Source organism: Mucilaginibacter segetis, from assembly GCF_016522075.1.
Classification (GTDB): domain Bacteria; phylum Bacteroidota; class Bacteroidia; order Sphingobacteriales; family Sphingobacteriaceae; genus Mucilaginibacter; species Mucilaginibacter segetis.
Window position 1 is genome coordinate 110,550 of record NZ_JAEHFW010000004.1, and the last position, 11,993, is coordinate 122,542.

9 protein-coding genes are annotated in these 11,993 nt (G+C 39.2%); 6 read left to right on the forward strand and 3 right to left on the reverse strand.

Features of this window, described 5'->3' with window-relative positions:
• Positions 1-84: 84 nt before the first annotated feature.
• The 3 genes from I5M19_RS18180 to I5M19_RS18190 all read right to left on the reverse strand — a co-directional run bounded on the left by I5M19_RS18180 (position 85) and on the right by I5M19_RS18190 (position 6,607).
• Complete coding sequence (locus I5M19_RS18180) at positions 85-2,976, reverse strand: ligand-binding sensor domain-containing protein (RefSeq protein WP_200067801.1); 2,892 nt, start codon at positions 2,974-2,976, stop codon at positions 85-87.
• Positions 2,977-3,062: 86 nt separating this feature from the next.
• Positions 3,063-4,025, reverse strand: coding sequence for an oxygen-dependent tRNA uridine(34) hydroxylase TrhO (gene trhO / locus I5M19_RS18185; RefSeq protein ID WP_200067802.1), 963 nt, complete (start codon positions 4,023-4,025; stop codon positions 3,063-3,065).
• Between the two features lie 101 nt (positions 4,026-4,126).
• Complete coding sequence (locus I5M19_RS18190) at positions 4,127-6,607, reverse strand: DUF5686 family protein (RefSeq protein WP_200067803.1); 2,481 nt, start codon at positions 6,605-6,607, stop codon at positions 4,127-4,129.
• 128 nt (positions 6,608-6,735) lie between these two features.
• Between I5M19_RS18190 and kbl the strand changes: the two genes are divergently transcribed.
• The 6 genes from kbl (at position 6,736) to I5M19_RS18220 (ending at position 11,977) form a co-directional block, all read left to right on the forward strand.
• On the forward strand, positions 6,736-7,926 hold the full coding sequence (gene kbl, locus I5M19_RS18195) for a glycine C-acetyltransferase (RefSeq protein WP_200067804.1): 1,191 nt from the start codon (positions 6,736-6,738) through the stop codon (positions 7,924-7,926).
• A gap of 45 nt (positions 7,927-7,971) precedes the next feature.
• Positions 7,972-9,006: a phenylalanine--tRNA ligase subunit alpha gene (gene pheS / locus I5M19_RS18200; protein WP_200067805.1), complete on the forward strand. Its 1,035-nt coding sequence runs from the start codon at positions 7,972-7,974 to the stop codon at positions 9,004-9,006.
• Positions 9,003-9,416 (forward strand): Rieske (2Fe-2S) protein, encoded by a 414-nt coding sequence (locus tag I5M19_RS18205; RefSeq protein ID WP_200067806.1) that lies wholly within the window; start codon positions 9,003-9,005, stop codon positions 9,414-9,416. Before pheS ends, I5M19_RS18205 begins: the two co-directional genes overlap by 4 nt.
• 3 nt (positions 9,417-9,419) lie before the next feature.
• Positions 9,420-10,001, forward strand: a complete 582-nt coding sequence (locus tag I5M19_RS18210; RefSeq protein ID WP_200067807.1) for a TetR/AcrR family transcriptional regulator — start codon at positions 9,420-9,422, stop codon at positions 9,999-10,001.
• A gap of 131 nt (positions 10,002-10,132) precedes the next feature.
• Positions 10,133-11,479, forward strand: coding sequence for a cell envelope integrity protein CreD (gene creD / locus I5M19_RS18215; RefSeq protein WP_200067808.1), 1,347 nt, complete (start codon positions 10,133-10,135; stop codon positions 11,477-11,479).
• Between the two features lie 90 nt (positions 11,480-11,569).
• Positions 11,570-11,977, forward strand: a complete 408-nt coding sequence (locus I5M19_RS18220) for a hypothetical protein (RefSeq protein WP_200067809.1) — start codon at positions 11,570-11,572, stop codon at positions 11,975-11,977.
• Positions 11,978-11,993 lie beyond the last annotated feature (16 nt).

Consider the following 11,993-nt stretch of genomic DNA (forward strand, 5'->3'; position numbering starts at 1 on the left):
ATGTTAGTGTAAAAAATACATACTACAGGCTGATATGTAAACAACTAATGTGTTTAATGCCTTATGAGAGGTAATGATGTAGTATTACAGCTCAATGAGAAACTCTACCAGATTCTTATCATGCTCCAAATTAAGCTTTTTGCGTAGTCGGTATCGCCTTATCTCCACACCGCGTAACGAAATATTTAAAAGCGATGCCATTTCTTTACTGCTCATATTCATTCTTAGATAGGCGCAAAGTTTCAGGTCATTAGGAACAAGGTCGGGATGGTCATGTTTAAGTTTTTTGAAAAAGTTTTCATGTGCCTCGTTAAAACTGCGCTCAAATATATTCCAGTCGCGTTCATCGCTCATGCCTTCGTCAATCACCTTATGGAGTTTTTTTAATTGTTCTTCAGGTAATTTTTTTCCACTACTGTCTTTAAAGTTGTTTATCTCATCACTTATTTTTTGCAGTAGTTCATTTTTATACACAATGTTCATTGCCGAGTTGGCAAGTTCACGGTTTTTACTGGCCAGATCGGCCTGTAACTGTTCGTTTTTTATGGTGACTATATGTTGTTCATTGGCAATAGCTTCCTGTCGTAAAAATTCTTCTTTTTCACGCTGTAGTTTTTCCTGTATCTCTTGCCGGTGATTTTTAAGTTTTTGACGATAGTATTGCCGGCCTACATAGTAAACGGCTATTACTAATAATACATAAATAATAATAGCAACCTTACTTGTGTACCATGGCGGTTGTACAGTAAATGTTAATGAAGTAATATCAGATATGCTTTCGTCATTTATTTTGGCGCGTACTTTAAATATATAAGTTCCCTGATTAAGGTTTGTAAATTCTTTTTGGCTTTGGGCCGTCCAATCAGACCATTGCCGGGAATATCCATCCAGGTAGTATTGAAATTTAATTTTTGCCTGCCGGTAGTATGGTAGCGTAAAAGATATGCGTATGTTATTTTGTGTATACGGAATTTGCAGATCACTTTTCATTATCCCTACATTATCTGCAATTGCGGCAATTTTGTCGGTAATATTTTCAATTTTCCTGATAAGTACGTGAGGGATATTTAACTTATTTTGTAACAGCGCATCCTGATCATTCAAAATTACAAACCCGTCATCAACACTTATTAAATAAGTAGAGGTATTAATAAGGTTAATGTTTTCGTAATGCTGTACCATTTGTCCGTTAAGGATACTGAACCTGTTGGAATCAATGGAAAGTTTGCCGGGTACGGACAGATCAGCAAGTGCTACACGACCATTGTTTATAAACCAGTATTTTTTACCGATGGCTGGGATAAGTTTACCCGCAGATGAAAATGTCCCTAACTTTTTATTTAACTGCTGGTATTTAAAAAATCGATCAGCTATATCATCATAAACATAAAACCCGGAGTCTGAAGAAAATACCACCCGGTTATCTAAATTGAAAACATTCAGGTTATAGCTGCCGGGGAGCCCCTGCCTTTCATCATAATATTTTACCGAGGTAGCTGTTCTCAGGTCAGCACTAAGTGTAAGTTTATATATGCCCTTGTAGGCGTGGCTAACCCATATTTGTCCTTTACTATCCCGTTCCACATATCTGGATGGTTCCCCAAAGTTTTCAATTTTATGATCAAATATCCAGTTGCCAGCTTTGTCTTTACGGTATACAACTAAACCTGTATAAGTGCCTTGTATAAGTTGATGATCATTTAATTTCTTTAAGGTCCATCCGCCATTAATATTTGATATTTTGGTTATGGTACTGCCATTTACCTGATAGGTGCCGTTATTATGTCCACACAGCAAACGCCCGTCTTGTAAGGAAAGATCCCATACTTGTCCTTGTGAACCTGGTATCAGCTTAAAATCAAAGGATTGAAAAAGATGGTTTCTGTCGGTTTTTACCCAGTCACTGTAAAATAAGCCCTGATTAGTGCCCAGGTATATTTTGTTGTTAAATACAATACTGGAATACACTGTTCCGAAACGCCCTGTTTTATCGAAGTAGAAATACAGAGGAGAATTAACTTCGATACGATCTATGCCGTTGTCAAGTCCGGCCCATAAATTTTGCTCGGCATCAGTATGCAGGCTGAGTACGGTATTATTTTGTAAACCGCTTGCTTTATTTATGTGCTGTACAACATTCCCCAGTGTATCAATAATAATAATGCCATTTAAAATGGTACCATACGCAAAATACTTGCCGGGTATAAGTGCGCCATTGTTGAGCTGGTATGTTTTTAAAAAGTCATTCGCCTGGTTGGCCCATGGCTTAATTTGTACACCGTCATAAATAAAAAGCCCATTTTTTGCGGTGCCTATTAAATATTTATTGTGCTGAAAAGGTAATATCGATAACACCCCGCTGGTACCTAATACATCACTCCCGGGTATATAATTCAGCTTATTATTTTTTAGCTCAAATAAACCGGCAGCAACCTGCTCAACAAAGTAGCGATTGCCGCTTTTTAGCAAGAACAGGAAGGGCTTAGATGCCCTAACTACAGTTATTTTCCCTTTTGAATAAATGAATATGGACCCGAACGACTGGAAAATGATCTTATCATCATCAACAATTATTTTCCATATCTCTTCATTCAGCAGGTTTTTTGCCTTAACCAGATTGGTTAGTGAATGATATTTTAAGAATCCCAGTTTATTGTTTTCCCAATATCCAAATTCACCAAAGCTGCCTGCGTATATTTTGCCGTGCCCGTCGGCCGCTACCGATCGAACGATTTGACCATTAGGCATATGGTTGAGCTGCCAGTATTTGCCATCGAAGGAAAGAAGCCCTTCGGAGTTGCCAAAGTACATGATACCATGCTCATCGCTGGTAACCGCCCAGTTTTGGTTGCCTGACTGATATTGTGCTTTGGTGTAATTTTGAACATATGGCACACCTATGCTTTTTATATCAGCCGACGATGCCTGGATATGAAATAAAGCACAAAGTAAAATAAGCAGCAAATATTTACGCATAGGTTTGAGCCTTTGAGGCTAATTATACGAAAGTACGTTTTGCAGATGAATATTCAGAAATAAGGAATGCTAAGAGCAATAAGTTATTAATCCGTAATAGATTGCAGTTTCTTTCCTTTTTGCGTATTTACAGGTTGCGGTACTTTTACATAATAACCTGTACCGTCATAAACACGTTTGCGAGGATGTGCTTTACAAGCATCACTGCAACAGCCATCCATAGCTGTACCGCATTCATCACACTGGGTAAAATGCTCATTACACTCTGGGTTGGCACAATTAATCATTTTCGGCGTTGTTTTGCCGCAATTAAAGCAGGTGGAAATGATCACCGGGTTTACCTGATTAACATCAACCGAAAGGCGGTTATCAAATACATAACACTTCCCTTCAAAATCCTGCCCGCCGGCTTCCTTACCATATTTTATAATGCCGCCATGCAACTGATATACATCTTTAAATCCCTCATGTAATAACAGGGCAGATGCTTTTTCACACTTAATACCACCGGTGCAGTAGGTGAGCACTTTTTTATCCTTGTATTTTGCCAGCTCATTGATCTTTGCCGGAAAGTCACGGAAGTTTTCGATATCCAGCGTTACTGCATTTTTAAACTTACCTAAAGAGTGCTCGTAGTTAGACCGTACATCCAGGATCACTACATCATCGCGATCTTTAAATTCCAGAAATTCCTTTGGAGCTAAATGTTTGCCGGTCTGTTTCTGCGGATTTATCATGTTAGGATCGCGCAGGCCGGAGTGTACGATCTCGGACTTGTAACGAACATGCATTTTAACAAACGATGGTTCCTTAACTTCATCTATCTTAAAATCAATATTGGCAAAGCGCTCATCAGCATGAACAGTATCCATATAGATCTTACACGCTTCAGTTGTGCCCGAAACAGTTCCGTTCACCCCCTCTTCGGCTACAATAATTCGCCCGGTCAATCCCAGGTCTTTACAAAATTTTAAATGATCTGCTGCGAATTGCTCCGCATTGTCTATTGTTGAATAACAATAATAAAGTAGTGTGTTATATTTTTCCATAAATCATTGATACTGCTGCAAACAGTGTTAAATGAGCCGCAAATATAATAATTTGAGCGCAAAGGAAAAACAACACAAAAGTACCGGGCACCTTCAGATCATTAACGGATACCGTAAAATATCCTTATACCCTGAATGTATTTTTTATTGTCGGTATAAGATACACCGTAATCCACGCGGAATATAAGCCGCTGAATGCCCACATAAAACTCGCGGTAATTTCTGTTATCACGGGTGGTAAGATAATTAGCGCCTATAATTTCTTCGAGTTTCAGCTTACGCAGGAATGGGATTTTGTTGAAAATAGATCCTGAAAAATTATGCTGATAATGTGCTTCTAAAAAGGCGCCGTTTGTACTGTAAGTGTAAAATGGTAAAAAATGAAAGCTGCCAATATAAGTAGGATCAAAGGTTGTTCCCTGATTTCCCAGGAAATGATTATAATCCATAAAATATAGTGTTTTACGATTTAGAAAATCGCCCCCTGTTAATTTGAACGAGGAATATCCTGATAAACCTATCCTGATGTGATATTGGGAAATATCAGCAGACAGGAAATCGTAATTTACATCAGAGCCTAAAATGTTGTTTATACCCTTACGATAATTTAGCGTTAGCGTAGGATATTTAGACGGCAGATTAGTTTTGCCTGTAGGGCGGGTAATGTATTTTTGATCGAAAGTAAAGGTTAAGGAAGTTTTAAAAGTTAATGCCTGGTTTTGCGGAAAAAGAGGGAATTTTTCGTCATAATGTGCTCCCGGCGGTGCAAGCGGATTGTTGGGTGTAAACTCTTTATCTTTTACATCGCGAAATAACCTGAAGGATGTATTATATAATTGTGTACGCGTTGCATATGATAGCTCCGCAGACCATAAAATACCATTTTTAATTTCGCGCTGATACCCAATATCCCCATATTGTGAGCGGTAATATTTAACATAATTGTTATTATAAAATAAGGTACTTAGCGTATTAAAGTATAATGACCGGGTGCCTACATTATTAAGATCAAGAATATCGCTTCCAAAATCCGTGTAAAACTTAACATGGTGAAAAGGATCGTTTTTGTATTCGGAATGAACGTTAGCGCTGAATAATTTATTGGAGAACCCATACCGTAAGGCCGGCGTTACGCTAAATGTTCTAAAGTCGTCAAGTACTTTAGTGTAGCGTACTTTTGCGTTAATACCAAAGCCTTCTACGGTATTATAATAAAAGGTTTGCAAAAATGGGTAAACATATAACGAATCCTTTTCGTTGCGGCTGCTTGCATTATACCCCCAAATCAGATAAGTAAAATAATTAATGTTGTTTTTGGTGTGCTGTAAGGCTTCAATATACTCAGGACTTTTTTTAACCGCGGCTATGCTGTCTTTCTTTTCGTAATACCGGGCCTCGAGTGGTGTTAATGGCACCGGCCTTGTATTTGCCCAATAGGCCGCCGATTTTAGTTTGGCTGCGGTATCAATTCTTAATACCTCTCCATCAAAATAGTCATCCGGGAAGGTTTGGTTGATGCGGTAGTTGTTATAAATGCCCAGGTAATAGCCTTCAAATTTGAAACCAAGTACATCTCCCTTAAAATCAAACTGTACGGAAGTAGGCAGCCATACACTATCCAGTATCGGTACATATTGCTGGCTTATCCTGAGGGTATCTATCAGGTTAATGTTATTGTCTTTACTGTTTAATAAAAGATCGGCACTGTAAATTCGCCATTCTTTATCCACTATGTACAAATACCCTTTAAAAGCCTGCTCATATTTATGACGTGGAATAACTTCAATTTTAAAAATCGTGCGTCCGTTTGAAACCGTGGTGCCCTCCAGGCGGTATCTGTAAAATGCAAACGCGTTTGACGCCACGGGCGAAATAAAGCCGCGACTGCTTAATCCGTTAATGTAAAAAATGTTGTCATATAAATTAACTTGCAGATCCGATGCTTTATTATAGCTGAATGCCGTGTTTTCACCAGCCATTTTTGAGGCTATAAATATCTCTTTAAATTTATTAGGCCGTTGTAAATTAAATTGTGATAACGATTCTGATTGGTAAAGAATGCCGCGTCCGTTAGAATCAAGATCGAGCTGTTTCATTACAGCCCCCCCTAATAATGATTTGGGGGCACTTACCAATTTTTGCACCCCTTTAATATACACTGCACATTTGTAAGTTTTAAACTCATCCATGTGCATTTCCCGGTAGGCTAATACCTTGTGCATGATGTCCATTCCCCTGTCGGTCTTCCGGTTATATTCGGATGTGGTATTAGCAGGCTCAAATATTTCCGCTTCTAAATTTACATCAAGTTGTACATCGTGATCTGTAATAGTAACAACCTGTACCTGTTCGCGATAGCCAACAAAGCGGTAAACTATATGATAGGTACCCGCGGTTAACTTAAATTGATAAAGCCCGTCTTCGTTAGCAGTTGTGCTGTAAGTAGAGTTGCGTATATAAACAGATGTAAACCCTACAGGCTCATTTTGCTGACCTCTGATACGTCCGGATAAAACGTATTGCTGCGCTGAAGCGGCAGCGGTTGTAATTAACAAAATAAGCAGCGGTAGAATTTTTTTCATGGGGTCTTTACATGTAATACTTTTTCGTGCAGAATGTTTTTATGTTGGTGTAATATATTAAAATGTAACGGATAAACCGCCTAAGTGCGTGTTAATGCTTAATTTTACATTTTTAAAGCTATAATATTATGTATAACACATTACAACCTGTTTTAAAACAGGAACTTGCAGATATTGAAAACGCCGGATTATATAAAAAGGAACGTATTATTACTTCGCCGCAAGGAGCTGACATTACCGTACAGGGCGGGAAAGAGGTAATAAATTTTTGCGCGAATAACTATTTAGGGCTTTCGGCCCATCCAAAAGTAATTGAGGCTGCTAAGGCTACCATGGATACTCATGGGTACGGTTTATCATCCGTGAGGTTTATTTGCGGAACGCAGGACATACATAAGCAGTTAGAACAAAAGATAGCTGAATTCTTAGGTACCGAAGACACCATTTTGTACGCTGCCGCATTTGATGCGAACGGCGGTGTATTTGAGCCATTGTTTAACGATCAGGATGCTATTATATCAGATGAGCTTAACCACGCTTCTATTATTGACGGCGTGCGCCTTTGTAAAGCGCAACGCCAGCGTTATAAGCATGATGATATGGCTGATCTGGAAGAGAAACTTAAACTAACACAAGATTGCCGTCATCGTATAGTGGTTACTGACGGTGCTTTTTCCATGGATGGTACCATTGCGCAGCTGGATAAGATTTGTGCTTTGGCCGAAAAGTATAATGCCCTTGTAATGATAGACGAAAGCCATTGCAGCGGTTTTATGGGTAAAACCGGAAGAGGTACCCACGAATACCATAATGTAATGGGTAAAATTGATATTATTACAGGTACCCTGGGTAAGGCATTAGGCGGTGCATCAGGTGGTTTTACTTCGGGCCGTAAAGAAATAATTGATATGCTTCGTCAGCGGTCAAGGCCATACCTGTTCAGTAATACATTGGCTCCGGCAATTACGGGCGCATCAATAGCCGTATTAGACATGCTGAGTGAAACCACCGATCTTCGTGATAAACTGGAAAATAATACGCAGTATTTCCGAAAAAAAATGACAGAGGCCGGGTTCGATATTAAACCCGGTGTACACCCTATTGTGCCCGTAATGCTTTATGATGCTAAACTGGCGCAGGAATTTGCGGCTAAAATGCTGGATGAGGGTATCTATGTGATCGGCTTTTACTATCCGGTAGTGCCGCAGGGTAAGGCACGTATACGAGTGCAAATTTCTGCTGCGCATGATACCGAACATTTGGATAAGGCCATCAGTGCCTTTACCAAAGTGGGTAAGGAATTAGGGGTGATTAAATAATTACCCGTTATATTTGTAAATAATTTTTTTTGAACAGCGAAGCAGATGCAATCAAAGATAGATCAATATACAAGCGAAATACAGGCATTCACGGCTGCAAAAGCTGAGGAACTGGAAGCATTCCGAATTAAGTTTTTAGGTACAAAAGGTATTATAAAGGATCTTTTTGAACAGTTTAAAACGGTAAGTACTGAAGAGAAACGCTCTTTTGGTAAAGTACTTAATCAATTTAAACAACTTGCGGAAACCCGGTATAACGAGCTGAAAGAAAATTTTGACGCTAAACCCGCCGCGCAACAAGCCGGGCAGGATCTTACCTTACCGGGTGATGGTTTTGAAGTAGGTTCCCGCCATCCGTTGTCTTTGGTGCGTAACGAGATCATTGACATTTTTAAACGTTTAGGCTTTGTTGTAGCCGAAGGACCGGAGATTGAGGACGACTGGCATAATTTCTCTGCGCTGAATTTTCCGGAAGAGCACCCCGCGCGTGATATGCAGGACACCTTCTTTATCCGTAAAGGCGAAGGTGGGGATGATATAGCCCTTCGTACGCATACCTCGTCAGTACAGGTGCGTATGATGGAAAATGGTAAACCACCGTTCCGGGCTATTATGCCCGGTCGTGTTTATCGGAATGAAGCCATCTCTGCACGTGCGCATTGCTTTTTTCACCAGATAGAAGGGCTGTATGTAGACGAAAATGTTTCTTTCTCCGATCTTAAACAAACCTTATATCATTTTGTACAGGAACTTTACGGCGAAGGTACTCAGGTACGTTTCCGTCCGTCATATTTTCCGTTTACCGAGCCATCCGCTGAAATGGATATCTCCTGCACCATTTGCAAAGGTGCGGGCTGCAATATGTGCAAATATAGTGGCTGGGTAGAGATATTGGGCTGCGGTATGGTAGACCCTAACGTATTGGAGAATTGCGGTATCGATAGTAAAAAATATACGGGCTTTGCATTTGGTATGGGTATGGAACGTATTGCCAACCTGAAATATGTGATTCGCGATCTGCGTCTGTTCTCCGAGAACGATGTTCGCTTTTTAAAGCAATTTCAATCAGAAATTATATGAGGAAGGTACTTACACTGGTTATTATCAGCATAATTTTTTTTTCGTGCGGTAAAACAGAAGGTGTAGTGCCCAGTGTGCCGGTAAATTTCAGGGCTTCAAAAACCGACCCGAGGTTAGCTGCGCTTAACAGCGCAGGAGGAGCCGTTACCATATCGGGCTATGGAGTAGCCGGGTTAATTATTTACAGACAAGCAGATGGGTCTTATTCCGCTTACGATCGTTGCAGTAGTTATCAGCCCGAAAAACTTTGTGCGGTTACCATTGATGATACAGGTTTTACGGTAACCGATCCGTGTAGCGGTTCCAAATTTTCCCTTGCTGATGGTAGCCCGGTTAAAGCTCCTGCCACCCGTTCATTACGGCCATATACCGTAAATGTGAGTAATTTTGAGATATTTGTATCAAACTGATCAATGGAAGCCGATAAAATTAAAGATAGTATAAAGCGTGCAGCGAGGGATTTATTCCGAAAATTCGGATATCACAAAACCAGCGTTAACGAGATTGCGAAAAAGGCTAAAATTGCAAAGGCAACCATTTACAAATATTTCGACAGCAAGGAGTCGGTATTGCATGTGCTGCTTATGGATTATATCAAAACCAGTGTTGATGATCTGATCCATACCAATACAGCGGAAGTAGATGAAGAAGAACATCTCAGTAATTTGATCATGAAAACCTGCCGCCTTTCCTACACGGTTTGCAATGAATTTATAGGTTGGGATTTTATTCGTGAAAGCACTAACTCACAGGATTTTTTAAAAAATCTTTCTAACGAACTGGAAGAACTCTTAGTTCATTCCTTTACCCAATTAGAGGGCATACACCGGCACGAAACCTATCAGCAACGTATACGTTTCCTCATTAAATGCAGTAAAAGCATTGTATTTAGTTTTGCCTTTACATCCGTAAGCGATGCCGATGTGCGCAAAAACTTTGTTTCTTTTCAAAAGGAGATTCTTCCTTACCTGGTGAAAGCCGCAATCTTGGTTTAAATTTTCACAATCACTTGGAATATCAAATTAAATTTATCTACTTTGTATTTCAAAGCGAATAGTAAATAGCCATAGAGGCTAAATTTTTTATTTTATCACTTTGTATAGCAAAGTACTTTTAGTAAATTAAAATGATACAGCCGGAAAACAAACAAACAGTAATGGGATGGCTCAAGGAGTCTGTCACCGTTAAACTGATTTTTATAGGGATGTTAACCATTGTGTTACTTATCCCTTCGGTAATGATAGGCGATCTGATAAAGGAGCGGGCGGGACGACAGGCTGAAATGATAGCAAAAGTAACTGACCAATGGTCGGGCAGTCAAATGATAAAAGGCCCGGTATTGGTAATTCCCTACAAAAGGATGCAGAACTTTTCTGCCGATTCAAAAGAAACCCCGAAAGAAATAATTGAAAATTTATACGTATTGCCGGATAACCTGAAAATCAGTGCATCCGTTAATTCTGATGTGTTACACCGGGGCATATTTGATGCCGTGGTGTACAATACAATCATTAAAGTATCCGGGAATTTTTCAAAGGCCAACCTGGCTGCGCTTGCTTTAAGCCCTGAGCAGTTGATGCCAGGTAAGGCAAAGCTGATTTTTGGCATATCCGATTTAAAAGGGTTGAAAAACAATCCGGTGATAAATGCAGGCGGACAATTATTATCAGTTGAACCCGCGTACGATGGTCATGCATTGTTCGATAATGGTTTGCAAACGGCTATTAACCTTACACCATTTAAGGATGGTGCTTTTAAATTTAAGTACACATTAGATCTGAAGGGCAGCCAGGAGTTGCATTTTTTACACTTGGGTAAAACCACGGATGTACAGGTAAGCGGAAACTGGCCCGGCCCAAGTTTCGACGGTCGATATTTACCGGATACCCGTAAGGTAGACAAGAACGGATTTTCGGCCAGATGGCATATGCTATATTATAATCGTCCGTATCCGCAGCAATGGGTTGCAGATGATACCCTTTTAAATAATAATAAAAAGGCGGAAGATGCATCTTTTGGTGTAAAACTGCTGCTCCCGGTAGATCAGTATCAAAAAATCACACGTACAAGTAAGTATGCTATCCTGATCATTCTGTTAACCTTTGTGTCACTTTTTCTTACGGAGGTAATACAAAAGAAAAGGATACACGTTTTTAACTATATATTGATAGGAGCAGCTATGATTATATATTATACGCTGTTGTTATCTTTTTCGGAGCAGGTTGGTTATAACTGGGCCTATGTTATTGCATCAGTAGCAACAATTGGCCTGATAACTACATTCATTGCTTCATTATTAAAAAACACCAAAGCAGCTATGTTATTCGCCTTTATTTTATCGGTGTTTTACACCTTCATTTTTGTTATTATACAATTAGAGGATATGGCTTTACTCATAGGAAGCGTAGCATTATTTATTATCACAGGGGTATTAATGTACTTTTCACGTAAAATAAACTGGGATAATCATTAGAAGTATAGGGGGCAGTAATGTCATTTTGCCCCCTTACTTCTAAATTATTTTTCACTAACAATTTAAAGTCGACTTTTTCCAAAATGACAGATGAAACCATATTTTCGGCAAATATTTTTACTTGTTTTAGTAGTGTTCGTTTACCATTATTTTAGTCCAAAAAATAAAGCACGTTACAAAATTACTGCTGTGGTGAATAAGTATAATAATGATAAGGCTTGTCCGATACGCCTTTACAGAGAATATTTTCTTGTTTATAGCAGCTATATGGCTACTGATGTAAATTCAGTTTACTTAACAGACTCTTTAAGTTTCAGGTTATACCTGGGTATTTATGATGTGGATGGCGAGCATATTGATACTAAATGTGAAGGAGATACACTGGTTGTTACAAAAAAGGAGCGCACTAGCGATAGATCGGAATGGAATTTTGAAAGAATTACAGAGCGTAAAACTTATAGCTTAAAGCAGTTAAGATGCAACGGATTGTTCGAATAATCAATAAAGGTTTTAA

Excerpts from the sequence above, each read along its gene's own strand:
- I5M19_RS18180 (WP_200067801.1), bottom strand. The coding sequence starts at position 2,976 with ATGCGTAAATATTTGCTGCTTATTTTACTTTGTGCTTTATTTCATATC.
- trhO (WP_200067802.1), bottom strand. The coding sequence starts at position 4,025 with ATGGAAAAATATAACACACTACTTTATTATTGTTATTCAACAATAGAC.
- I5M19_RS18190 (WP_200067803.1), bottom strand. The coding sequence starts at position 6,607 with ATGAAAAAAATTCTACCGCTGCTTATTTTGTTAATTACAACCGCTGCC.
- kbl (WP_200067804.1), top strand. The coding sequence starts at position 6,736 with ATGTATAACACATTACAACCTGTTTTAAAACAGGAACTTGCAGATATT.
- pheS (WP_200067805.1), top strand. The coding sequence starts at position 7,972 with ATGCAATCAAAGATAGATCAATATACAAGCGAAATACAGGCATTCACG.
- I5M19_RS18205 (WP_200067806.1), top strand. The coding sequence starts at position 9,003 with ATGAGGAAGGTACTTACACTGGTTATTATCAGCATAATTTTTTTTTCG.
- I5M19_RS18210 (WP_200067807.1), top strand. The coding sequence starts at position 9,420 with ATGGAAGCCGATAAAATTAAAGATAGTATAAAGCGTGCAGCGAGGGAT.
- creD (WP_200067808.1), top strand. The coding sequence starts at position 10,133 with ATGATACAGCCGGAAAACAAACAAACAGTAATGGGATGGCTCAAGGAG.
- I5M19_RS18220 (WP_200067809.1), top strand. The coding sequence starts at position 11,570 with ATGAAACCATATTTTCGGCAAATATTTTTACTTGTTTTAGTAGTGTTC.